Source organism: Bradyrhizobium sp. SPXBL-04, from assembly GCF_051853035.1.
In the GTDB taxonomy this organism is placed as follows: domain Bacteria; phylum Pseudomonadota; class Alphaproteobacteria; order Rhizobiales; family Xanthobacteraceae; genus Bradyrhizobium; species Bradyrhizobium zhanjiangense.
This window is the reverse complement of sequence record NZ_CP182472.1, coordinates 5955999-5980253: the sequence shown is the minus strand read 5'-3', so window position 1 is coordinate 5980253 and position 24255 is coordinate 5955999. Positions and strand designations below refer to the sequence as shown.

Below are 24255 nucleotides of genomic sequence, written 5' to 3'. Positions count from 1 at the left end.
CGTCATGGCCGGGCTTGACCCGGCCATCCACGTGCCTCTGCAACAGCGGAACAGGCGTGGATGCCCGGGTCAAGCCCGGGCATGACGAACAGGGTGCGGGGCAGTCAACAGAAATGCGCGCCCTGCGTCTCCACATACACGGCATAGAGTGACTGACTTGCGGTCATGAACAGGCGGTTGCGCTTCTTGCCGCCGAAGCAGACATTGGCGCAGGTCTCGGGCAGTAGGATCTGGCCGATGCGTGCACCATCGGTCGGCGCGAACACCTGCACGCCGTCATAGCCGGGTCCGACCCAGCCGGCGCCGACCCAGATGTTGCCTTCGGTATCGACGCGCAAGCCGTCAGGGAAGCCTGACTTGCTGTCGAGCTTCATGTCGATCAGCTTCTTCGGGTTCGACAGCTTGGCACCGTCGATGTCGTAGGACCACACCACGTTCTCGGCCTGCGGATAATGTGTGATGCCGGTGTCGCAGACATAGAGCTTCTTATAGTCGTGGCTGAAGGCGATGCCGTTCGGCTTGAACGGCTCGTCGGCGACTTTCGCGACCTGCCCGGTCTGGGTGTCCAGGCGATAGACAGCTTCCTTTTGATGAGGTTGGAGCGAGCCGGTGTTGGCAAGCTTGCCTTCGTAGATGCTGATCGCGCCATAACCGGGATCGGTGAACCAGATCGCCTTGTCGTTGGGATGCACCACCATGTCGTTCGGGCCGTTGAGCGGCTTGCCGCCTGCCTGCTCGGCCAGCGCCGTTACCGAACCGTCGTGTTCGTAGCGGACGAGGCGGGTCCGCTCGGCGCTGATCTGGCGTCCTTCGGTGTCGAACGAGTTGCCGTTGGCTTCGTTCGACGGCTTGTGGAACTGCTCGGAGATGTGACCGTCGTCGTCGAGATAGCGAAGCTGACGGTTGGCTGGGATGTCGCTCCAGACGAGATATTGCCCCTGCGCATTCCACGCCGGTCCCTCCGCCCACAGGCAGCCGGTATAGAGCCGCTTGATCGCGGTGTTGCCGACCTTGGCCTTGAAGCGCTTGGGGTCGATGACGACGATGTCGGGGTCGGGATAGCGCTGCGGCTCGGCATTGGCGCCGAAGTCGCGCGCGTTGGCCTGCGAGGCGAGGACGGTGGAGGCGGCGAGAGCCGCCGTGCCTTTGAGGAGAGCGCGGCGCCCAAGGCCGCCGGTGGCAGAGATGTCGGGGTTAGTCAGTATTCTTGTCATGGTTTCCTCCCAAAGTTTGTTGGGAGGGCACCATCCGCCCGCATTCGGGCGTAAAGCAGGGCGATCTCAGGCCGAGGCAGCCGGAGATCGCAGGGCAGGGATGCCGGAAACGCGGCTAGACGGGATCCCAGGTGAAGATGTCGGCGGAACGGTCGAGCTTGTAGAACGAGCCCTTCAGCGCCGGCATGCCATGTTCCGCGATCGACTGCGGCGTCCAGCCTTCGCTCCGCTGCACCGAGCGGATCGGACGGTTCTGGCTGAACAGGAAGATCTCGTTCATGCGCACGCCAAAGATCTGCCCGGTGACGTCCTTGGCGGGATCTGAGAGAAGATAGCCGCAGAGCGGGGCGATCTTCTCCGGTCCCATCTGCTTGATCTTCTCGACGCGCGCCTTCTCGGCTTCGGTCTCGGTCGGGATGGTGCCGATCATGCGGGTCCAGGCGAACGGCGAGACGCAGTTGGAGCGGACGTTGAAGCGGCCCATGTCGAGCGCGATCGATTTGGAGAGCCCGACGATGCCGAGCTTGGCGGCGGCGTAATTGGCTTGTCCAAAGTTGCCGATCAGGCCGGAGGTCGAGGTGAAGTGCACGAAGGAGCCCGATTCCTGCTCGCGGAAGATCCGCGCCGCGGCGTGGGACACGTAGAACGAGCCCATCAAATGCACCTTGATGACGGCCTCGAACGCTTCCACGCTCATCTTGTGGAAGATCATGTCGCGCAAGATGCCGGCATTGTTGACGACGCCGTCGAGCCGGCCGAAATGGTCGGTCGCGGTCTTCACGATCTTGCTGGCGGGAATTGCTTCGGCCACCGACTCGAAGTTCGCAACCGCAGTACCGCCGCGCTTCTTGATCTCCTCGACCACTTCTTCCGCGGGCGCGGCGTTCGAGCCGGCGCCGTCGGCGGCACCGCCGGGATCGTTGACCACGACCTTGGCGCCTTCCGCGGCGCACAGCAGCGCGATCTCCCGCCCGATGCCGCGGCCTGCGCCGGTGACGATGATGACCTTGTCTTGCAGTGATTTGCTCATGTGAACTACCTCTCGTTCGTAAACACGATCGTGCCTGATGCCGCGAACATGCCGCCGACGCCGTGACACACCGAAATCTTCGCGCCAGGGACCTGCGCCGGCGCGATGCCGCGCATCTGGCGCACGCTCTCCTGAAGCGCGTACATGCCGTACATGCCGGAGTGCATGTAACTCAATCCGCCGCCATTGGTGTTGAGCGGCAGCTTGGCCCCCGGCCGCGTGTTGCCGTCCGCGATGAACCCGCCGGTCTCCTCATAAGGCATGAAGCCGAGATCGCCGAGACCGAACAGCGGCAGATGTGCGAACGCGTCGTAGATCATGAGATGGTCGACGTCCCCGTGCACGATGCCGGCTTCCTTGAAGGCGAGGGGCCCTGCGGTCTTGAACGCGCGCGAGGAGTTGAAGGTCTCCATCTGGCTGACCATCGGCGTCTCGACGCTCTCGCCGGTGCCCATGATGTAGACGGGCTTGCGCGGAAAGTCCCTGGCCCGGTCGGCCGAGGTCAGGATCAGCGCGCCGCCGCCATCGGTGACCAGGCAGCATTGGAGCAGGCGGAACGGATAGGCGATCATGCGCGAGTTGAGGACATCGGCGACCGTGATCGGGTCCTTCATCATCGCGCGCGGATTCTTCGCCGCCCATTCCCGCTGCACCACTGCGACCGAAGCCAGCTGTTCATGCGTGATGCCGTAGGTCTTCATGAAGCGCAGCACGGGGATCGGGAACATGCTGGGCGGGCCGTAGACACCATAGGGCGCCTCGAACTGGCCGTTGAGGCTGTCTGCCGGTGTCGAGCGCGGCAATTTGCCGATCATCGACTTGCCGCTCTCGGCATGGGTGATCAGCACCGTCTTGCACAGGCCGGCCTCGATCGCCGCGGCGGCATGCCGGACGTGCAGCATGAAGGAGCAGCCACCAACCGAGGTGCCGTCCACCCAGGTCGGCTTGATGCCGAGATAATGGCAGACCTGCTGCGGTGTTTCGACCGCGGTGGCAAAGCCGTCAATGTCGGAGAGTTTCAGCCCGGCATCGGCGATGGCATTGAGCGCCGCGTCGGCATGGAGCTGGAGTTGCGAGGCGTTGGGGATGACACCGAGCTCGGTGGTCTCGGCCGCGCCGACGACGGCAACCTGGTTCTTGCGCATGGCTTACCCCTTCGCCGGACGGAAGACGGGGAGGGTGATCTTGTCGTCGAGTTTCTCAAAGGCGACCTCGAGCTTCATGTCGAGCTCGAGTGCTTCCGGCGTCTGCGGGCAGTCGATGATGTTGCTCATCATCCGCGGCCCCTCGGCGAGCTCGACCACCGCGATCGCGTAGGGCGGCGTGAATCCGGGCGCAGCGGGACGATGGTTGATCACGTAGCTGTAAAGAAAGCCCTTGCCGCTTGCCTTGAACACCGAGACCTTGCGCGAGGCGCAGGAAGGGCAGAACGGGCGCGGCGGGAAGTAGACATGCGCGCAGGCGTCGCAGCGCTGCAGGCGCAATTCGCCGACTTTCGTGCCGTCCCAGAAATGCTGGGTTTCCGGCGTTGGTTTCGGTCGCGCGCGCTGCGGTTCGGCCATATCGGCAGCTCCTCCCAAGAGACAGGCTTCGCGCCCGCCTGTTTCGATCTTGATGCGACAATCGACTATAGTGCGTCAACGGTCCAGCAATGCACATGCATGCCATCATGCGCACAATGCTTGTGTCGAACTGAGCCAGCGCTATAGATTGCGCGCGCCAATATTCCGTGAGACAGACATGCCCGATTTTCCGACGCTGGCGAAGCTCGCCGAAGACCTCGAAAGCGGCCGCACCACCTCCCGCAAGCTGGTCGAGGCGTGCCTTGCCAGGATCGCCGATCCCACCGGTGAGGGCCAGCGCGCCTTCATCCATGTCGATAAGGACGCCGCACTCGCGGCTGCTGACGCGATGGACGGCTTGCGCAAGGCCAAGGCCGCGCCATCGCGCTATGCCGGTATTCCGATCTCGATCAAGGATCTCTTCGACATCAAGGGGCAGACGACGCGCGCCGGCTCCCGCGCGCTCGACGATTCCGATCCGGCGGAGCACGACGCGGCGGCGGTTGCGCGGCTGCGCGGCGCCGGCTTCGTCGTGATCGGGCGAACCAACATGACCGAGTTCGCCTATTCCGGCATCGGCATCAATCCGCATTACGGCACGCCGAAGGGCGCCTGGAACCGGGCGGAGGGCCACGTCCCCGGCGGCTCGTCCTCGGGCGCGGCAGTGTCCGTGCTCGACGGCATGGCGCATGGCGCGCTCGGCACCGATACCGGCGGTTCCTGTCGGATTCCGGCCGCCTTCAACGGCATCGTCGGCTACAAGCCGACGCAGCGCCGTGTGCCGCTCGACGGCTCTGTGCCGCTGTCGTTCTCGCTCGACAGCATCGGCCCGCTGGCGCGATCGGTCAGTTGCTGTGCCATACTCGATGCGGTGCTCGCCAACGAGCCGATCACCGCGGTGAAGCCGCGCCCCGTAAAGGGCATGCGGCTCGCCGTGCCGACCACGATCGCGCTCGACGACCTCGACACAGCCGTCTCTGAAACCTTCGAGCGCGCGCTGAAGGCGCTCGCCGATCACGGCGCCATCATCGAGCGCATCGAGATGGCTGAATTCCACGACATCGGCCCGATGAACGCCAAGGGCGGCTTTGCCGCGGCCGAGAGCTATGCCTGGCACCGCTATCTCATCACGTCCAAGGGCGATGTCTACGATCCACGCGTCGCTGTCCGCATCATGCGCGGCGAGGCGCAGAGCGCGGCCGACTACATCGATCTGCTCAACGAGCGCCGCTCGCTGATCGCCCGCGTCAATGCACGCATCGCGCCCTATGACGCCCTGGTGCTGCCCACCACCGCCAACACGCCGCCGAAGATTGCCGATCTCGCCGACGACAAGGCGTTCACCACCCAGAACCTGCGTGCCCTGCGCAATTGCACCCTGATCAACATGATCGACGGCTGCGCCATCTCGCTGCCTGCGCATCGTCAGGGCGCCGTTCCCGTCGGCCTGATGCTGGCCGGCGCCGGCGGATCCGACCGCCGTATCTTCGAACTTGCTGCCGGCATGGAGGCCGTGATCCGTGTTTGACCTGACCTTCACCGTCGACGCCCAGGACACCACGACGCCGCTGACGCTGGCGATCGACCAGATGATCATCGCCGGCTGGACCGGCCGCGATCCTGTCGCGCGCGACAAGCACATCGCCGAGCTGCAAGAGATGGGCATCGCCCCTCCGGCCTCGACGCCGATCTACTACCGCGCCTCGGCGCGGCGGCTGACGATGGAAGACCGCATCGAATGTACCGGCGGCGAGTCGTCCGGCGAGGTCGAGTTCGTGCTGATCGGCTGGCAGGGCCGCATCTTCGTCGGCTGCGGCTCCGATCACACCGACCGCAAGGTCGAGGCCTATAGCGTCACGGTCTCAAAGCAGATGTGCGACAAGCCGATCGCCTCCACGCTGTGGGAGCTCGAGGACGTCATCGGCCATTGGGACAGGATGATTTTGCGATCCTACGCCACGATCAACGGCGAGCGCGTTCTCTACCAGGAGGGCACGCTCGATGCGATGCTCCCGGTCCCTGACCTCATCACGCGCGGCTTTCCGGGCGGGAAGCTGCCCGACGGCTGCGCCATGTTCGGCGGCACCTTCGCCGCCAAGGGCGGCATCCGCCCCGCCGGCCGCTTCGATTTCGAGCTGGAGGATCCCGTGCAGAAGCGCACGATCAAGCACGGCTATGACGTGGTGACGCTGCCGGTGCTGGGTTGATAGCTCTCCATCGTCATTGCGAGCGAAGCGAAGCAATCCAGACTGATCTTCCCCCAAAAAAGTGGACAGCGTTCAAGCCGATTTTAGCTCCATCTCGACTGGGCTGATATAGCCGATGGCCGAGTGTCTGCGGTGTTGATTGTAGAAGCCCTCGACGTAGGCGAAGATGTCGCGCTCAGCTTCATCGCGGGTCGGATATTGACGGTGATGGATCAGTTCGGACTTGAGCGTGTGGAAGAAGCTTTCCATCGGGGCGTTGTCGTAGCAGTCGGCTCTGCGGCTCATCGAAGGCCGGACGCCGGCGGCTTGCAGCGCTTGGCGGTACTCGGTTGAAGCATATTGGATGCCGCGATCGGAGTGATGGATCAGGCCGGCGCCGGGCTTTTGCCCCTTGATCGCCATCCTTAATGCGGCGAGCGGCAATTCGGCGCGCAGATGGTCGTCCATCGCCCAGCCCACGATACGGCGACTGTACAGATCCATGATGGCGGCCAGGTACAACCATCCTTGGCCGGTCCAGACATAGGTGATGTCGGCGAGCCAGACCTGATTGCGCATGGCGGCCGAGAAGTTCCGGCCGAGCAAGTTGGGCGCGATCGGGAAGCCATGCCCGCTATCGGTGGTGCGCCATCGTCGCGGCCCGGCCGAGATGGCTCGAACGCCATGGCAGCGCATCTGCCGCTCGATTCGGCCACGGCTTGCATGGTGTCCCTGGGCCTTGAGTTCGACATGAATGCGCGGGCTGCCATAGCGACCATGACTGTCGCGATGAACCCGCTTGATGTCCTGCAGCAACTCTCGATTGGCAGCGGCCCGGGGGCTTTCCGGGCGCGACCGCCAAGCATAGTAGCCCGCAGGCGAGACGCCGAGGACACGGCACATGATCTTAACCGGATAGTCGGCGCGGCGATCTTCGATGAAGCGGAACTTCATGTCCTGGGTCCAGCAAAGATCGCGATCGACTTTTTTAAAATGTCGCGCTCCATACGCAACTGTTCGTTTTCCCGCTGCAACCGGGCGATCACGTCAGCTTGGGCCGCCGACGGCACCGCCGCTTGCGACGTGGGCGCCGCGGCGCTGCCGCCGGCTGCTACCGTGCTCCGCTCCTTCACCCATCGGCTGAGCACGGAGCCGTCCAGCCCGAGCTCCTTCGATACCGACTTCGCCGAACGGCCGCTCGACAAAACCAGATCAACTGCCTGCCGCTTGTACTCGTCCGAATACGAGCGTCGCTGCCGTTTCGCCATCTGACACCTCTCGCTGCCTAAGCTATAGGTGTCCACCGATTTAGGGGAGGCTCAGACTGGTTCCGCGGAGGGACTCTGGATTGCTTCGTCGCAAGGGCTCCTCGCAATGACGGGAAGATAGTCGGAAATCGGGTGGCGGCGGAGGGCGGCATATTGCGAGAGTCGTAGCCATGACAGCAACAGCACGCAAATCAGCCCCTAAGCTATCCCTCGACATTGCCTCCCACGTCGACATCCTCGACTGGCCGCAGATCACCGCCGAACTCGACAGCCAGGGCTGCGCCGTCCTGAAGAACCTGCTCACGCCGGACCAATGCCGCGCCGTGACCGCCCTCTATCCCGACGACACACACTTCCGCAGCCGCATCGTCATGGGCCGCCACGGCTTTGGCCGAGGCGAGTACAAATATTTCTCCTATCCACTCCCCGACTTGATCGCGCAGATGCGTCCGGCGCTCTATGCGCATCTTCAGGGCGTCGCCAACCGCTGGAACGAGGCGATGGGGATCGACATCCGCTATCCCGCCGCGCACGCAGCTTTCCTGAAGCGCTGCCACGAGGCCGGCCAGAGCCGGCCGACGCCGCTGCTGCTGCAATATGAGGCCGGCGACTACAATTGCCTGCATCAGGATCTCTATGGCGAGCACGTGTTCCCGATCCAGGTCGCGATCCTGCTGTCAGAGCCTGGGCGCGATTTCACCGGCGGCGAGTTCGTCCTGACCGAGCAACGGCCACGCATGCAGTCCCGCGCCGAGGTGGTGCCGCTGGCACAGGGCGATGCGGTGGCCTTTGCCGTGCATCACCGGCCGGTGCAGGGGACACGCGGCACCTACCGCGTTAATCTCCGCCATGGCGTCAGCCGTATCAGGTCCGGCCAGCGCCACACGCTGGGTGTGATTTTTCATGATGCCAAATGAGCGCTGCGATTGATGGGTGATCTGTTCGACAGCGTCGCCGAGGCGCAGCCATCGCGCGAGGAGATCGCCGACGGCGCCGTGCTGCTGCGCGGCTTCGTCAAGCCGATCGAGAGCGAGCTGCTCGAAGCCGTGCGCGCCATCGTGGCGCAATCGCCGTTCCGGCGCATGACGACGCCCGGCGGCTACCAGATGTCGGTGGCCATGACCAATTGCGGCGAGCGCGGCTGGATCACCGATCACACCGGCTATCGCTATGATCCGATCGATCCGCGAACTGGCGCGTCTTGGCCCGCGATGCCGCCCGTGTTTCGGGCTCTAGCCCGCCGCGCGGCGGAGCAGGGCGGCTTCAAAGACTTCGCGCCCGATGCCTGCCTCGTCAACCGCTACGAGCCCGGCACGCGGCTGTCACTGCATCAGGACAAGGACGAGCTCGACTATTCGGCCCCGATCGTCTCGGTCTCGCTCGGCCTGTCCGCGACTTTCCTGTTCGGCGGCCTGGCGCGCAGCGACAAGCCGCGCCGCTTCCGCCTGGTGCATGGCGACGTCGTGGTCTGGGGCGGGGCTAGCAGGCTCGCTTATCACGGCGTTGCGCCGCTCGCCGACGGCGAACATGCGCTGCTCGGGCGGAAGCGGATCAATTTGACCTTCCGCAGGACGCGCTGACGCTTACGGCTTCGGTGGGTGAATGAACGCCCACGGACTGACTTCGGAGTCCCGCGTCACCTCGACCGAGATCAGATAGGGCCCGCCATGGGCGAGCGCCTTCTCCATCGCCGCCTTGAACTGGTCCGGCGCGGTGATGCGCGCCGCCGCAACGCCGAAGGATTCCGCGAGCTTGACGAAATCCGGATTGACGAGATCCGACGCCACCACGCGGCCGTCAAAGCGTTCGCGCTGGTCGCGGCGGACATTGCCGTAGGCGTTGTTGTTGAACACCAGCGTCACCACGCCGATGTTGAACTGCACGGCGGTCGAGAGCTCCTGCACGCCGAACATGAAGCCGCCGTCGCCGGTGATCGCCACCACCGGCTTGTCGGGGTTGGCGATCTTGGCGCCGAGCGCAGTCGGAAAGCCGGAGCCGAGCGTGCCCTGATAGCCTGACGTGATGAAGGTGCGCGGCTCATAGACCGGAAAGCCGTACCAGGAGGCGAAGCCGAACTGCGACAATTCATCTGTCACGATTGCATTTGCCGGCAGCACCTCGCGCAGGATGTTGAGATACGCCATCTGCGGCTGGATGCGCTGGATCTCCGCTTGCGCGGTTGCGGTGGCCTCGCGGATGTCTTCGCGCCGGCCGCGGCTTCGCGCATAGCCGGCCTTCTTCACGGCTGCGACGAGATCGGCTGTGCCGGTCTTCGCGTCGGCGACAATAGCGGTATCGGAAGCGAGCCGGCGCATCTCGGCCGGATCGATGTCGATCCTGACAGATTTCAGTCCCTTCGGCTGATAGGGCCAGCGGAAGCCCGAGGCCGGCAGCTCCGCGCGGGTGCCGATTGCGATCATCAAATCGGTCGTGGGCCACAGCTTGTAGGCGGCGGCCATGGTGAGTCCGAGCTCGTGCGCGTTGGAGATGATGCCGCGGCCGCTGCGGAAGGCAACGACGGGCGCATCGATCATCTCGGCGAGTTCGAGGATCTCCTCGCGCGCATCGATGGCGCCGCTGCCGACGAAAATCATCGGCGCTTTGCTGGTCTTGATCAGCGCGGCGGCCTGCTTGATCAGGTCAGGATCGGGCTGCGGCGCAGGCAGCGGTTCCAGCACCTGTGCGGCCGCGGTGTCGGCGCGTTGGGTGAAAACGTCCCAGGGCATCTCGACAGAAGCAGGCCCGCGGCGGCCGGAGGTCATCTCCTGGAACGCGCGCGCGACGACCGTCGGCGCGTTGCCGGGATATTCGATGCGATCGGCCCATTTCACATAGGTCCGCACGGTCGCGAGCTGGTCCGGCATCTCATGCAGATGGCCGCGGCCCTTTCCCAAAAATGGCGTCGGCACCTGGCCGGTGACGCAGAGCACCGGCTCGTTGCAGCCGAAGGCGGTGAGCAGCGCCGCGCTGGCGTTGAGCACGCCGGGGCCGGGCACCACGCTGAACACGCCGGGCCTGCCGCTGGAGCGCGCATAACCGAAGGCCATGTAGCCGCAGGCCTGCTCGTGCCGCGCGCCGATCACCTTGAGCTGGGCCTGATGGAAAGCGTCGAATAGGCCGTAGACCTGCGCGCCGGGCAGGCCGAAGACGGTGTCGACTCCGTGAGCAACGAGGCCGCTTACGATCGCTTCGCCGCCGGTGAGGGTGGTCATGGTGCTATTCCACTTCGAGTGTTGTCCGGGCTTCATCGACGACGCAGTTGCGCATGCTTGCGATGCCCTCGGCTTCGACGTCGATCACGTTCCCAAATGCGAGTGTGGCAAAGGTCGAGATGTCCCTGCCAGGGCAGGGAATGGGAACGTCAGCCGGGCTGCGCCTTCGCTTTCAGGGCGTCATGGATGTTGTTGCGCTTCCAGCTCGTATCCTTGTCGTTGATCTGCATGTCGAACGACAAGGCAAACCTGCTGGCCGCGAAGACGGGATCGAGATGTCTGGAGAGCGCCTGGAAGACGTGCTCGCCGGCCTTCTGACGCGTCTTGAGGTCGCGGCCCTCGCCGATGCGCAGCACCATGTCGAGAAAGCCGTATTCTTGCCGCGCATCCGCGATCGCGTAATGCTCGCACTTGACGGCGCGAACGCGGATGCCGCCGAGCGGGAAGATCCCGGTCTCGACCGCCGCCTTGCGCACGACTTCGCATACCAGGCCCATGTCGAGGCGGCCATCGAGATTGGCCGAATATTCGATCGTGAAATGCGGCATCGCGGTTTCACCCTGTCTTCTTGTTCGCCTAAGCGAAGTAGCAGCTCACCGAGCCGTAGGCGCCATAGTCGGCCTGAATTGTGTCGCCCTTGCGGGTCTCGATCGGGCGGATGAAGGAGCCGGCGAGCACGACCTGTCCGGGCTCCAGCGCTAGCCCAAGCGGCGCGATCTTGTTGGCGAGCCAGGCCACCGCAGTTGCGGGATGGTTGAGCACGCCGGCGGCAAGGCCCGTCTCCTCAAGCTGACCGTTCCGGAAACACAGCGCGCCGATCCAACGTAAATCGGCCTCCAGCGGCCGGATCGGCCGTCCGCCGAGCACGATGCCGGCATTGGCCGCATTGTCGGCGATGGTGTCGAAAATCTTTCGCGTCGCCTTGGTCTTGGCATCGACGCGCTCGATGCGCGTGTCCAAAATCTCCAGCGCGGGCACTACGAAGTCGGTGGCGTTGAGCACGTCGAACATCGTGCAGTCGGGTCCTGCGAGGCGCTTGCTCATGACGAAGGCGAGCTCCGCTTCCACGCGCGTTGCGATGAAGCGCTCGGTCGGAATGATGCCGCCGTCGGCAAAGAACATGTCGTCGAGTAGCACGCCGGAATCCGGCTCATCGATATTGAGCGCGTTCTGCATCGCCTTCGAGGTCAGGCCGATCTTGTGGCCTTTGACGACGCGTCCCTCGGCGATCTTGAGGTCGACCCAGGCCTTCTGAATCGCGTAGGCATCGGCAATGGTGATCTCGGGAAAATCCTGCGAGAGCTGCCGGATCTGCGTGCGGGTCTTCTCCGCCTGGTGCAGACGCCTCGCGCAAGCTTGGATATCGTCGGTGGAAAGCGCCATTTGTGATCTTACAAATCGTAGTGCCTGAAGATAGTTAACATGTTAAGTGAATGCGTCAAACACAAATTGGGCTTGCTGCACTGCAAACATTTTGCGGCTTGAAAGGGCGTTATGACGAAGAAATCCGCTGATCCCGCCAACGGAAGCTCGCCTGCCGCGCGCCAGGTGCCGATGCGAGACTTCTCGCGCTCGCTGCCGATGTCGTTGCTACGGGCGCGGGAGGCGGTGATGCGGCAATTCCGCCCTTCGCTGCGCGAGCACGGCTTGACCGAGCAGCAATGGCGCATCTTGCGCGCGCTCGCGGCCATCGAAGCGGTCGAGGTCACGGAACTCGCGCGCACCGCGTTCCTGCTCGGGCCGAGCCTGTCACGCATCCTGCGCGATCTCGAGGCCCGCAATCTGATCGAGCGCAAGACCGCGAAAGCGGACCAGCGCCGCAGCATGGTCTCGATCTCGAAAGAGGGCGTGAAGCTGATGGCCTCCGTGGCGCCGACGTCGGAGGCGATCTATACCGAGATCACGCGACGCTTTGGCGCGCGCAAGCTCGCCGAGTTGCAGGACATGCTCGGCGAGCTCGAGCAGAGTCTCGCAGGCCTCGGCGCCGGCGAGGAGGCAAGTGCCGAGGAGTGAAAGCAGATATGCGCGAGCGCGCGGCAACAGCCATGGACATAGCCGCGTTTTTTCGCTCAAAGTGCCGCCCAAGCCGATCGCTAGAAAGTCGGCGCCGGGACCGATGGCGCCTCTCCTGTTATCGCGAGCGTAGCGCGGCGATCGAGTTCGCGGTAATAACGGCATCGCCTTGTCGCGGCACTCGTCATGGTGACGACGGTCCAAACAACAAAGAAGGAAGGCAACGTGGCGAACAAAGTCAAAGAGATCTGGAAGTCGGGCAAGGCCGTGGTCAACGCGTGGCTCGCAATTCCCTCCGGCTTCTCGGCCGAGATGATCGCGCAATGCGGCTTCGACAGCGTCACCGTCGACATGCAGCACGGCGTGCAGGACTATCTGTCGATGGTCCAGTGCTTCCAGGCCATGGACAAGCATCCGATCACGCCGATGGTCCGCGTGCCCTGGAACGAGCCCGGCATCATCGGCAAGGTGCTCGACGGCGGCGCCTATGGCGTGATCTGCCCGATGGTCAACACGCCGCAGGAAGCCAGGAACCTCGTCTCCTATTCGAAGTATCCGCCGAAGGGCGTGCGCTCCAACGGTCCGATCCGCGCCGGCATGTACGGCACCGCGGGCTCCTACCAGAAGACGGCCAACGACGAGATCGTGCTGCTGCCGATGATGGAGACGAGGACCGCGGTCGAGAACATGGAAGCGATCCTCGACGTCGAAGGCATCGACGGCGTCTATATCGGTCCGTCCGATCTCGGCTTCTCCTACGGCCTCGAGCCCAAGCTCGATCGCAGCGAGCCGGAGATCCTCGCGATCTATGAGAAGATCATCAAGGAGTGCGGCAAGCGCGGCCTCAACCCGGGCATCCATTGCAGCGGCGCCGAAGGCGCAGCGCGCGCCATCAACATGGGCTTCAAGCTGGTGACGCTCTCGAACGAGGTCGGCCTAATGACGACCTACGCCAAGATGCAGGTCAACGCGACCCGCAAGGAGTCGGGCGGCAAGGCCTGATCTCTCTCCTTTCCCTCTCCCCGTTCTTACGGGGAGAGGGTTAGGGTGAGGGGCCTCTCTCAACACGGACTAATCTAACGATCGAGCGCGCAGCTCGCCCTCACCCGGATCGCATTGGACGATGCTTCGCATCGCCAAACGCGATCCGACCTCTCCCCGCAACAGCGGGGAGAGGTGAAGTAAGACCGAAGGAGATACCCATGACCATCAGCCCCGTCATCCGCCTGCATCCCGATGATGGCGTGGTGATCGCGCGCGCGAGCCTGCCGCCCGGCACGGTGGTCGCCGACGGCGTGACCACGATCGACCGCATTCCCTCCGGCCATAAGGTCGCGATCAAGCCGATCGCATTGGGCGAACCGGTCAAGCGCTACGGCCAGATCATCGGTTTTGCCACCCAGGCCATCGCGCCGGGCCAGCACGTGCACACGCAGAACTGCGGCATGGGCGATTTCGCCAAGGACTATGCCTATTGCGCCGACGTCAAGCCGACGCCGAACTTCGACCTGCCCGCGACCTTCGAGGGCATCCGCCGCCCTGACGGCCGCGTCGCCACGCGCAACTATATCGGCATCCTCACCTCGGTGAATTGCAGCGCGCATGTCGCGAGCCTCGTCGCCGACGTCTTCAAGAAGAATCCCTTCACCGGCGACAATCCGCTGGCCGACTTCCCCAATGTCGATGGCGTGGTCGCGCTGACCCACAAGACCGGCTGCGGCATGACGCAGAACGAGCCTCTGGCGCTGCTGCGCCGCACGCTCGGCGGCTATGCGCGGCACGTCAATTTCTCCCACGTCATCGTGCTCGGCCTCGGCTGCGAGGTGAACCAGATCGGCGGCCTGATGGAAGAGCAGAAGCTCGCCGGCCGCTTGCGCGCGATGGACATCCAGGAGGTCGGCGGCACCCGCAAGACGGTGGAGGCGGGCATCGCCTTCGTGCGCGAGGCGCTCGCTGACGCGAACAAGGTCAAGCGCGAAACGGTGCCGGCAAGCGAGCTCACGGTAGCCCTGCAATGCGGCGGCTCGGACGGTTATTCCGGCGTGTCTGCCAATCCGGCATTGGGTGCGGCGAGCGATCTCATCGTTCGTCACGGCGGCACCGTGATCCTCTCGGAGACGCCCGAGACCTACGGTGCCGAGCATCTGCTGACGCGCCGCGCCGTCAGCCGCGAGGTCGGCGAGAAGCTGGTCGACCTCATGCGCTGGTGGGACGCGTATACCGAGCGCGAAGGCGCCGAGATGAACGCCAATCCAAGCCCCGGCAACAAGGCCGGCGGCCTCACCACCATCCTGGAAAAGTCGCTCGGCGCGATGGCGAAGGCCGGCACCACCAATCTCGTCGAGGTGCTGCGCTACGCCGAGCCCGTCACCAAGAAGGGTTTCGTGTTCATGGACACGCCCGGTTACGATCCGGTCGCAGCAACCGGCCAAGTGGCAGGCGGCGCCAATCTCGTCTGCTTCACCACCGGGCGCGGCAGCGTGTTTGGCTGCAAGCCGGCGCCGTCGATCAAGCTTGCCACCAACACGCCCATGTACAAGCGCATGGAAGAGGACATGGACGTCAATTGCGGCACCATCCTCGAAGGCGAGGAGAGCGTCGAGAGTTGCGGCCAGCGCATCTTCGAACTCATCCTCAAGACCGCCTCGGGACAGCCGACCAAGAGCGAGAGCTTCGATTTCGGCGGCGCCGAGTTCGCGCCGTGGGTGTTAGGGGCGACGATGTAATCTCCTCATCGTGCGCCGGCGGTAGCTAAACACTGCACGGCGACGCACCTAGGTAATGATACGGAGGCGTCAAGTGATCGCGCTGGTTCCCGTGGTCACGCCTGATTAACATCTCTCGCCGTAGTTCTGCAGAGATGCGAGCTCCACTCACTCGGGGCATTCGCCCTTCGTGAGGATTCGTCAACGATGACGCGTGCGATACGGCCGACCGGCGTGGAAAATCTCCTCGGGGAGGAGGAGCTGATCGTATCGAAGACTGATCTCAAGGGCCGCATCACCTACGCCAACGACGTTTTCCTCCGCATGGCGAAGTACAGCTATGCCGAGCTGATGGGCGCTCCCCATAGCCTGATCCGCCACCCCGACATGCCGCGCTGCGTCTTCAAGCTGTTGTGGGATACGCTCGAGGCCAAGCAGGAAATCTTCGCCTACGTCGTCAATCTCGCCAAAGACGGCAGCCATTATTGGGTGTTTGCTCACGTCACCCCGACGCTGGACGATCGCGGCAATATCATCGGCTACCACTCCAACCGCCGCAAACCCGATCCTGCGCAGATCGAGCGCATCAAGCCGATCTACAAGGCGCTATGCGCCGAAGAGGCGCGCCACGCCAATGCCAAGAACGGCATGCGCGCGAGCTTCGAGATGATGGTCGGCCTGCTCAAGCAAAACGGTGTCGCCTACGATGAATTTGTGCTCTCTCTCTAAGGCGCAAGCCGCTGCTGGCCTTGCCTGCCTGCTCGCCGTCGTTGTCCTCACGTTGTCGATTGCGGGCGCATTGACTGCTGCTCCGGCCGCTGCGCTGCTCGGCGCCATCGTGCTGCTGCTCGGCTACACGGTCTGGAACCAGCGCCGTTCGCTGGCTGCGATCGAAGAGGTCGCGGAGGTATGCCGCAAGGCCGCCCATGGCGACCTCGAAGTGCGCGCGTTCGGCGATCGGCAACCCGGCCGCATCGGAATGATTCAGAAATCGGTCAACGACATGCTCGACGTCACCGATGCCTTCGTCCGCGAAGCTTCGGCGTCGATGGACTATGCGAGCCGCGGCAAGCATTTTCGCAAGATCCTGGCGCGCGGATTGCCCGGCTCGTTCCGCCGTTCGGCTTCCGTGATCAACTCCGGCACCGACAGCCTCGGCCGCCGCGTCGTCGAGATCTCAGAGCTCGCAAAGCAGTTCGGCACGCATCTCGACCAGGTCGCCGGCGGCCTGATGAGCGCCGCGACCGATCTCGAGGCCGACGCCGGCCAGATGGCCGCGGCGGCCGAGACGACCAGCCGCCAGACGTCCGGGATGCGCAGCGCGTCCGACCAAGCCTCGAACAACGTCGCGACGGTGGCGAGCGCGGCGGAACAGCTCGCGTCCTCGATCGCCGAGATCAGCCGCCAAGTGGCCGGCTCGACCACGAGCACGGGGCGGGCGGTGAACGAAGCCAATCGCGCCGGCAGCGAGATCCGCACGCTCGCGGACGCGGCGCTGCGGATCGGCGACGTCGTCAAGCTGATCAGCGAGATCGCCGAGCAGACCAACCTCTTGGCGCTCAACGCCACGATCGAGGCGGCGCGGGCGGGCGAAGCCGGCCGCGGCTTCGCGGTGGTGGCGTCCGAGGTGAAAAGCCTCGCCAACCAGACTGCGAGGGCGACCGAGGAGATCAGCGCCAAGGTCGGCGAGATGCAGCAATCGACGACCAACTCGGTTGCGGCGGTCGAGGCGATTGCGCAAACCATCGCAGAGATCGACGGGATCACCGCCAGCATTGCGGCGTCGATCGACCAGCAGGGGGCCGCGACGCGCGAGATCGCCCGCAACGTCCAGGAGGCCTCGTTCAGCACGACGCAGGTGTCCTCCAACGTCACCGGCATCAACGAGGCCGCCGCCGACACCGGCCGCGTCGCGAGCCGCGTCAACAGCGCCTCCGAACGCGTCCATGGCGAGGTCGAGACGCTCCGGCGCGAGGTGACGCAGTTCCTGCAGCGGCTGACCTCGGCGGCGTAACGCTGCGCCACCCACCGCTGTCGTCCCGGACAAGCGCGTCCTAAAGCGCGCGCCGATCCGGGACCCATAGCCACCGGCAGAACCGTAGTAGGGTGGGCAAAGGCGTTCTTGCGCCGTGCCCACCATCGATCCACATTGCAACAGAAGCGGTGGGCACGCTTCCGCCTTCGCTCTTCGAGCTACGGCGGACAAGTCGCTTTGCCCACCCTACGATACTGCCCGCGTAGCGCGGATACTTCCTAGGCACGGTCTGCCCGTTGTTAGTGCTTGATCGCATTGACATCAGGTGTTCTGCTCAAAAAAGCTGCTGGAGCACCGCACCCCGTGTCGATCTACGTCGCATTACACCACGTCACGCACTACAAATACGACCGCCCGATCGATCTCGGCCCGCAGACCATCCGCCTGCGGCCGGCGCCGCATACGCGCACGCCGATCCTGAGCTATTCGCTGAAGGTCACGCCATCCAATCATTTTGTGAACTGGCAGCAGGACCCGCAAGGCAATTGGCTCGCCCGCTATGTCTTTCCGGAGAAGACGACCGAGCTGAAATTCGAGGTCGATTTCACGACGCAGATGACCGTGGTCAATCCGTTCGACTTCTTCGTCGAGCCCTATGCCGACAGTTTTCCGTTCGACTATCCGAAGGATCTGAAGACGGAGCTTGCGCCGTATCTCGAGACCATCAAACCCGATCGCCTGTTTGCGAAATATCTCGATACGATCCCGCACGAAGCGCCGAACACCGTCAACTTCCTGGTCGAGCTCAATCGCGAGCTGCAGAAGAAGATCCGCTACATTATCCGCATGGAGCCGGGCGTGCAGACGCCGGAGGAGACGCTCGCCTCCGGCGCCGGCTCGTGCCGCGACTCCGCGTGGCTCTTGATCCAGACGCTCCGCCATCTCGGGCTCGCCGCGCGCTTTGTCTCCGGCTATCTCATTCAGATCCGTCCCGACATCGACCCGATCGAGGGACCGCCGGAAGTGGAGAACGATTTCACCGATCTGCACGCCTGGGCCGAGGTTTACCTGCCTGGCGCGGGCTGGATCGGTTTTGACGCGACCTCCGGCATGCTCGCAGGCGAGGGGCACATCCCGGTTGCGGCCACGCCGCACTATCGCTCGGCCGCGCCGATCTCCGGTGGCGCCGGCTTTGCCGAGGTCGAGTTCGCTTTCGACATGAGCGTGAAGCGCATCCGCGAGGCGCCGCGCATCACGAAGCCGTTCTCCGACGAAGCCTGGGCGCGGCTCAACGATCTCGGCGAGCAGGTCGACGGCGACCTCGCCGCGCAGGATGTGCGGCTCACCATGGGCGGCGAGCCGACCTTCGTCTCGGTCGACGATCTCGAGGCAGGCGAGTGGAATACCGAAGCCGTCGGCCCCACCAAGCGCGCGCTTGGTGATGATTTGATCCGCCGCCTGCGCACGCGCTTTGCGCCGGGCGGGCTGCTGCATTACGGCCAGGGCAAATGGTATCCGGGCGAGAGCCTGCCGCGCTGGGCCTTTGGTCTGTATTGGCGCAAGGACGCCGTTCCGATCTGGAAGAACGCCGACCTCATCGCCAGGATCGAGAATCCCAGGCGGCCGGAGGTCAAGGACGCCGAAGCCTTCATGGAAGGCACCGCGGCGCGGCTCGGGCTCGATCTCGGCTACATCATGCCGGCCTATGAAGACCCCGCCTATTGGCTTCAGAAGGAAGCCGAGCTTCCGATCAACGTCGACCCCACCGATTCCAAATTGTCAGATCCCGAAGCGCGCGCGCGGATGGCGCGCGTGTTCGACCAGGGCCTTACCACGCCGCGCGGCTTCGTGCTGCCGATCCAGCGCTGGAATGCGCCGCCGCGCTGGCGCAGCGAGCGCTGGCCGCTCCGGCGCAATCACCTGTTCCTGTCACCGGGCGATTCACCGCTTGGCCTGCGCCTGCCGATGGGCTCGCTCGGTCACGTCCCGCCGAACCAATATCCTTACATCGTCGAGCAGGACCCGATGGAGCCGCGTGGCAGGCTTCCCGTGTTCACCCGCATGGCGCGACCGCCATCGCCGCCGCGCACCGCCCCCGAGCATCTCAACACGGCAATTCCAGTGCGTACTGCAATGGCCGTGGAAATCCGCGACGGCGTGCTCTGCGCCTTCATGCCGCCGGTCGAGCGCATCGAAGACTATCTCGAATTGATTTCGGCGCTGGAAGACACCGCCGAGGAGATGCAGCTCCAGGTCCACGTCGAAGGCTACCCGCCGCCGTTTGATCCGCGCATCGAGGTGATCAAGGTGACGCCAGATCCCGGTGTCATCGAGATCAACATCCAGCCGGCGAAGAGCTGGCACGATGCGGTCGACATCACCACCGGTCTCTACGAGGATGCTGCGAAGGTGCGGCTCGGCGCCAACCGCTTCCTGGTCGACGGCCGCCACACCGGCACCGGCGGCGGCAATCACATCGTGGTCGGCGGCTCTAGCCCACAGGATTCGCCGTTCCTGCGGCGGCCCGATCTCTTGAAGAGCCTCGTGCTGTACTGGCAGCGGCATCCGTCGCTGTCCTATTTCTTCTCCGGCCTGTTCATCGGCCCGACCAGTCAGGCGCCGCGTATCGACGAAGCCCGTCACGACAGCATCTACGAGCTCGAGATCGCGCTCTCGCATGTGCCGCCGCCGGGCACCCAGACGCCGCTGTGGCTGGTGGACCGGCTGTTCCGGCATCTGCTCGTCGACATCACCGGCAACACCCACCGCGCCGAGATCTGCATCGACAAGCTCTATTCGCCGGAAGGTCCGACCGGCCGCCTCGGCCTCGTCGAATTCCGCGCGCTCGAAATGCCGCCCGATCCGCGGATGTCGCTGGCGCAGCAGCTCCTGATCCGCGCGCTGATCGCAAAATTCTGGAGCGAGCCGCAGGCCGGCAAGTTCGTGCGCTGGGGCACCGCGCTGCATGACCGCTTCATGCTGCCGCATTTCATCTGGGAGGATTTTCAGGACGTGCTCACCGAGCTGAAGCAGTTCGGTTATGCCTTCGAGCCGGAATGGTATCTGGCCCAGCTCGAATTCCGTTTCCCCGCCTTCGGCCGGGTCCATCATGGCGGCGTGACGCTGGAGCTGCGCCAGGCGCTGGAGCCCTGGCACGTGCTCGGCGAGGAGGGTTCGGCCGGCGGCACGGTGCGCTATGTGGACTCATCGGTCGAGCGGCTTCAGGTCAAGGCCGAGGGATTTATCGAGGGCCGCCACATCGTCACCTGCAACGGCCGCCGGCTGCCGATGACATCGACCGGCCGCTCGACTGAAGCCGTGGCGGGCGTCCGCTTCAAGGCCTGGCAGCCGGCCTCCGGCCTGCACCCGACCATTCCGGTCCACGCACCCCTGACCTTCGACCTGATCGACACCTGGAACGGCCGCTCGCTCGGCGGCTGCGTCTATCACGTCGCCCATCCCGGCGGCCGCAACTACGATACCAAGCCGGTCAACACCTATGAGGCCGAGGCGCGGCGGCTGGCGCGCTTCCAGGACCACGGCCATACGCCCGGTCCGGTCCAGCCGCCGCCGGAGGAACGCACAAATGAGTTTCCGCTGACCCTCGACTTGCGGACCCCGCTCCTGCAATGAGTATGATGGTGGGGCAGGGAGAGGCGCATGGGCGAGGGCGCAGCCGAACAGGACGACCAGGCGGGCAGGGCGCAAGGTCAGCGTGACGGCCAGCGCCGCCTGGCGCAATGGGTCCGCGACTATAGCCGCCTGCCCGGCATTCCCGACGAGTTCCTGGGACCCGACGGCGCCCCGCGCGCGGTCTGGAGCCGCTTCTTTGACGCCTTCGGCGCGCTCGCGCCGGACGAGGTCGAGCGTCGCTTCGGCATGGCCGACCGCCATCTCCGCGAGGCCGGCGTCACCTATCGTGCGCCCGGCGACAGCGCCGACCGGCCGTGGTCGATCAGCCATCTGCCGCTCTTGATCGACGAGGCCGACTGGCAGCAGCTGTCCGCCGGCATCATCCAGCGCGCCGAGCTGCTCGAGCTCGTGCTGCGCGACATCTATGGCGAGGGCCGTCTCGTCGCCGAGGGCGCGCTGCCGGCGGCCGCGATCGCCGGCAGTCCCGAATATCTTCGTCCCGTCTGCCGCGTGCCGCCGCCCGGCGGGCGGTATCTGTCGATCTACGCCGCCGATGTCGGCCGCGGGCCCGACGGCCGCTGGTGGGTGCTCGGCGACCGCACCCAGGCGCCCTCAGGCGCGGGCTATGCGCTGGAGAACCGCCTGGTGCTCTCGCGCGCCTTCTCCGACCTCTACAAGTCGATGAACGTGCCGCGCGTCGCGCCGTTCTTCGAGGCGTTTCGCGACAGCTTGCGTGCGCGGGCCGACCGCGACGAGCCGCGCATCGGCGTGCTCACCCCGGGTAGTTTCAGCGAGACCTATTTCGAACACGCGACGCTGGCGCGCTATCTCGGCTTCCTCCTGGTCGAGGGCGACGATCTCGCCGTCAGCGACGGCCGTATCCACATCCGCACTGTCGCCGGCCTGAAGCGGCTCGACGTGCTGCTCCGCCGCGTCGATTCCAACTCGCTCGATCCGCTCGAGCTTGATGCCTCCTCGCGGTTAGGAGTTCCCGGCCTGATCGACGTGCTGCGCAAGGACGGCGTCGTCGTCGCCAACATGCCGGGCTCCGGCGTGCCGGAAGCCCGGGCGCTACTGGGCTTCCTGCCGGCGCTGAGCCGCCGCCTGCTCGGCGAGGAGCTGAAGATGCCGCACATCGCGACCTGGTGGTGCGGCCAGCGCGCAGCGCGCGATGAGGTGCTGGCGCGGCTCGACGAGGTCGCGATCGAAGGCGCCTACCGGCGCGGCGTTCCCGGCTTCGACAGCACGGGGCCGGTGCTCGCGAGCGAGTTGGATGCGAGCGACCGCCAGCGCCTGATCGACGCCATCACCGCGCGGGGCATGGACTATGTCGGCCAGGAGGTGGTGCGGCTCTCGACCATGCCGGTGTGGGAGCACGGGCAGCTCACGCCGCGGCCCTTCGTGCTGCGCGTGTTCGCAGCCGCCACGCCCGATGGCTGGGTGATCATGCCCGGCGGCTTCTGCCGGATCGCCGAGCAGGCCGATGCGCGCGCGGTGTCGATGGGCGACGGCGCCCGCGCCGCCGACGTCTGGGTCGTCTCGGACAAGCAGGTCTCGACCGCGACGCTGCTGCCGGCGACCGACAAGGTGCGGATCCGCCGCATCGCCGGCGTGCTGCCGAGCCGCGCGGCCGACAATCTGTTCTGGCTCGGCCGTTATCTGGAACGCGCCGAGGCGACGCTGCGCCTGGTGCGCGCGCTGGGCTCGCCGAGCGGGCCCAACAAGGGCACCGCGGCCTCGCTGCAATCGGCCGAACGCATCCAGCGCCTGCTGGTGGCCTGGGGCGCGATCTCGCAGACCTCGCGCGCGGCGCCCGGACCTATCGTCGCCGAAGCGTTGCAGAGCCCGGAGCGTCTCGGCTCGGCACTGTCGCTGGTCCGCGCGGCCCAGCGCACCGCGACCTCGTTGCGCGAGCGCCTGTCGCCCGATGCCTGGCAGGTCATCACCGAGATGACCGAGCGTCTCGCCTACGAGGTCGAGGACGACGACAGCGTGCTGAGCGCTGCCGAACTGACCTTGCAGGAGCTTGCGAGCTTTGCAGGCCTCGCGCAGGAGAACATGAACCGCGCCGCCGGCTGGCGCTTCCTCGACGTCGGCCGCCGCGTCGAGCGCGCCATCAACACCACGCGCTTCACGCGTCAATTCGCCTATGACGAGGCCGGCGACGAGGATCTCGACATCCTGCTGACGCTGGTGGATTGCCAGATCACCTATCGCTCGCGCTATCTGCTGGCGCCGATCCTGGCGCCGGTGCGCGACCTCGCCGTGCTCGATCCCTACAATCCGCGTTCGGTGGCGTTCCAGGTGGCGGCGCTGAACGAGCACATCGCCGCGCTGCCGAGCCTTAAGGAGCACGGCCTGATCGAGAAGCCGCAGCGGCTTGCGGTGGCGATGCAGGCCATGCTCGCGACCGCGGAGGCCGAGAAACTCGAGGTCAAGATGCTGTTTGCGCTGGAGCAGGATCTGCTCAGCCTCGCCGAGGCGATCGGGCAGCACTACTTCCCGCACGGCCCCAATGCCAGCCGGCCGGAAAAGCTGACGGGGCTGGCGTGATCTACGACATCCGCCACGTCACGACTTACGAATATGAGAATCCGGTCAGCTTCGCCCGCTGCACGCTGCGGCTGGAGCCGAGAAGCGGCAATGGCCAGGAGCTGATCTCGCACAGCGTGGAGATCCGTCCGCGTCCGGTCGAGCGCAATGTCCGCCGCGATTTCTTCGGCACGCTCACCGAGAGCGTGGTGATCGAAGCTGCGCACCGCAACTTAAGGATCGATTCACGTTCGCGTGTGTCCGTCTCGCGACAGCCGCCGGCGCGCGATGCCTCTAGCCCGCCCTGGGAGACCATTCGCGACGTTGCCTTCGAGGCGACGAGTCTCGGGCCATCCTCGCCGGTCGGCTATGTCTTTGCGAGCCCGCTGGTGCCGGTGCTGCGTTCGGTCAGCGCCTATGCGGCGGTGAGCTTTGCGCCCGGCGCGGGCATCCTCAAAGGCGCGGTCGATCTCATGCATCGCATCCGCAGCGAATTTCGCTACGATCCCAAGGCGACGGTAATTTCGACGCCGCTCGGCGAGGTCTTCGATAAGCGTCACGGCGTTTGCCAGGATTTTGCCCATGTGATGATCGCAGGGCTGCGCGGGCTCGGTCTGCCCGCGGCCTATGTCAGCGGCTACTTACGTACCACTCCGCCGCCGGGCCAGCCGCGCCTGCAAGGGGCGGACGCCACCCACGCCTGGGTGTCGCTGTGGTGCGGGGCTGAGCTCGGCTGGGTCGATTTCGATCCGACCAATGATCTCCTGATCGCCAACGACCACATCGTGCTCGCGGTCGGACGCGACTTTTCCGACGTCTCGCCTGTCGATGGCGTCATCGTCGGCTCGCCGAAACAAAAGCTCGGCGTCGCCGTCGACGTGCTGCCGGTCGAATGACCTCAATCTTGCGGTCTGGACGCCGGCAC

20 protein-coding genes are annotated in these 24255 nt (G+C 65.2%); 12 read left to right on the top strand and 8 right to left on the bottom strand.

From position 1 onward, the window contains the following. Positions 1 to 104: 104 nt before the first annotated feature. The 4 genes from ACNJX8_RS28390 to ACNJX8_RS28375 form a co-directional block, all read right to left on the bottom strand. On the bottom strand, positions 105 to 1214 hold the full coding sequence (locus tag ACNJX8_RS28390; RefSeq protein ID WP_128935039.1) for an SMP-30/gluconolactonase/LRE family protein: 1110 nt from the start codon (positions 1212 to 1214) through the stop codon (positions 105 to 107). A 115-nt stretch (positions 1215 to 1329) separates the two neighbouring features. Next, entirely contained in the window at positions 1330 to 2244 is a 915-nt protein-coding gene (locus ACNJX8_RS28385) for an SDR family oxidoreductase (protein ID WP_128935038.1), read from the bottom strand. Between the two features lie 5 nt (positions 2245 to 2249). Beyond that, entirely contained in the window at positions 2250 to 3389 is a 1140-nt protein-coding gene (locus tag ACNJX8_RS28380; RefSeq protein WP_439357508.1) for a thiolase C-terminal domain-containing protein, read from the bottom strand. A gap of 3 nt (positions 3390 to 3392) precedes the next feature. Continuing rightward, positions 3393 to 3806 carry a Zn-ribbon domain-containing OB-fold protein gene (locus ACNJX8_RS28375; RefSeq protein WP_091897396.1) on the bottom strand — a complete coding sequence of 138 codons (414 nt, stop codon included), beginning with the start codon at positions 3804 to 3806 and terminating at the stop codon, positions 3393 to 3395. Positions 3807 to 3984: 178 nt separating this feature from the next. On the opposite strand from ACNJX8_RS28375, the gene ACNJX8_RS28370 reads away from it, so the two are divergent. Together ACNJX8_RS28370 and ACNJX8_RS28365 are read left to right on the top strand one after the other, a co-directional pair. Then, positions 3985 to 5334, top strand: a complete 1350-nt coding sequence (locus ACNJX8_RS28370; protein ID WP_128935036.1) for an amidase — start codon at positions 3985 to 3987, stop codon at positions 5332 to 5334. After that, the gene (locus tag ACNJX8_RS28365; protein ID WP_439357507.1) at positions 5327 to 6013 is read left to right on the top strand and encodes a DUF2848 domain-containing protein; all 687 of its coding nucleotides are present in this window, start codon (positions 5327 to 5329) and stop codon (positions 6011 to 6013) included. The genes ACNJX8_RS28370 and ACNJX8_RS28365 overlap by 8 nt, the downstream gene beginning before the upstream one ends. 72 nt (positions 6014 to 6085) lie before the next feature. Here ACNJX8_RS28365 and ACNJX8_RS28360 read toward each other — a convergent pair. Continuing rightward, positions 6086 to 7260, bottom strand: a protein-coding gene (locus ACNJX8_RS28360) for an IS3 family transposase (protein ID WP_439357506.1) whose coding sequence is annotated in 2 segments (ribosomal slippage) — positions 6086 to 6966 and positions 6966 to 7260 — 1176 coding nt in all. Because the reading frame shifts where the segments join, the coding sequence is not laid out codon by codon here. A gap of 170 nt (positions 7261 to 7430) precedes the next feature. Between ACNJX8_RS28360 and ACNJX8_RS28355 the strand changes: the two genes are divergently transcribed. After that, positions 7431 to 8177, top strand: coding sequence for a 2OG-Fe(II) oxygenase (locus ACNJX8_RS28355; protein ID WP_439357505.1), 747 nt, complete (start codon positions 7431 to 7433; stop codon positions 8175 to 8177). 9 nt (positions 8178 to 8186) lie between these two features. After that, positions 8187 to 8840 (top strand): DNA oxidative demethylase AlkB, encoded by a 654-nt coding sequence (gene alkB, locus ACNJX8_RS28350; RefSeq protein WP_206734796.1) that lies wholly within the window; start codon positions 8187 to 8189, stop codon positions 8838 to 8840. A 3-nt stretch (positions 8841 to 8843) separates the two neighbouring features. Here the strand turns inward: alkB and ACNJX8_RS28345 are convergent, their stop codons facing one another. The 3 genes from ACNJX8_RS28345 to hpaH form a co-directional block, all read right to left on the bottom strand. After that, positions 8844 to 10472: a thiamine pyrophosphate-dependent enzyme gene (locus tag ACNJX8_RS28345; RefSeq protein WP_439357504.1), complete on the bottom strand. Its 1629-nt coding sequence runs from the start codon at positions 10470 to 10472 to the stop codon at positions 8844 to 8846. A gap of 149 nt (positions 10473 to 10621) precedes the next feature. After that, complete coding sequence (locus ACNJX8_RS28340; protein ID WP_439357503.1) at positions 10622 to 11020, bottom strand: 5-carboxymethyl-2-hydroxymuconate Delta-isomerase; 399 nt, start codon at positions 11018 to 11020, stop codon at positions 10622 to 10624. A 28-nt stretch (positions 11021 to 11048) separates the two neighbouring features. After that, a complete protein-coding gene (gene hpaH, locus ACNJX8_RS28335; protein WP_439357502.1) occupies positions 11049 to 11855 on the bottom strand; it encodes a 2-oxo-hept-4-ene-1,7-dioate hydratase in 807 nt (268 codons plus the stop codon). Between the two features lie 111 nt (positions 11856 to 11966). Between hpaH and hpaR the strand changes: the two genes are divergently transcribed. From hpaR to ACNJX8_RS28295, 8 genes are all read left to right on the top strand, one after another. Further along, positions 11967 to 12485, top strand: a complete 519-nt coding sequence (hpaR, locus tag ACNJX8_RS28330; RefSeq protein ID WP_439357501.1) for a homoprotocatechuate degradation operon regulator HpaR — start codon at positions 11967 to 11969, stop codon at positions 12483 to 12485. A 225-nt stretch (positions 12486 to 12710) separates the two neighbouring features. Then, positions 12711 to 13487 carry an HpcH/HpaI aldolase family protein gene (locus ACNJX8_RS28325; RefSeq protein ID WP_028179613.1) on the top strand — a complete coding sequence of 259 codons (777 nt, stop codon included), beginning with the start codon at positions 12711 to 12713 and terminating at the stop codon, positions 13485 to 13487. 200 nt (positions 13488 to 13687) lie between these two features. Next, entirely contained in the window at positions 13688 to 15211 is a 1524-nt protein-coding gene (locus ACNJX8_RS28320) for a UxaA family hydrolase (protein ID WP_128944845.1), read from the top strand. Positions 15212 to 15397: 186 nt separating this feature from the next. After that, on the top strand, positions 15398 to 15919 hold the full coding sequence (locus ACNJX8_RS28315; RefSeq protein ID WP_439357500.1) for a PAS domain-containing protein: 522 nt from the start codon (positions 15398 to 15400) through the stop codon (positions 15917 to 15919). Then, positions 15897 to 17204 carry a methyl-accepting chemotaxis protein gene (locus tag ACNJX8_RS28310; RefSeq protein WP_439357499.1) on the top strand — a complete coding sequence of 436 codons (1308 nt, stop codon included), beginning with the start codon at positions 15897 to 15899 and terminating at the stop codon, positions 17202 to 17204. The genes ACNJX8_RS28315 and ACNJX8_RS28310 overlap by 23 nt, the downstream gene beginning before the upstream one ends. Before the next feature lie 324 nt (positions 17205 to 17528). Further along, positions 17529 to 20798, top strand: coding sequence for a DUF2126 domain-containing protein (locus ACNJX8_RS28305; protein ID WP_439357498.1), 3270 nt, complete (start codon positions 17529 to 17531; stop codon positions 20796 to 20798). A gap of 27 nt (positions 20799 to 20825) precedes the next feature. Continuing rightward, positions 20826 to 23351 (top strand): circularly permuted type 2 ATP-grasp protein, encoded by a 2526-nt coding sequence (locus tag ACNJX8_RS28300; protein WP_439357497.1) that lies wholly within the window; start codon positions 20826 to 20828, stop codon positions 23349 to 23351. After that, a complete protein-coding gene (locus ACNJX8_RS28295) occupies positions 23348 to 24226 on the top strand; it encodes a transglutaminase family protein (RefSeq protein ID WP_439357496.1) in 879 nt (292 codons plus the stop codon). The genes ACNJX8_RS28300 and ACNJX8_RS28295 overlap by 4 nt, the downstream gene beginning before the upstream one ends. The last annotated feature ends 29 nt before the right edge of the window (positions 24227 to 24255 follow it).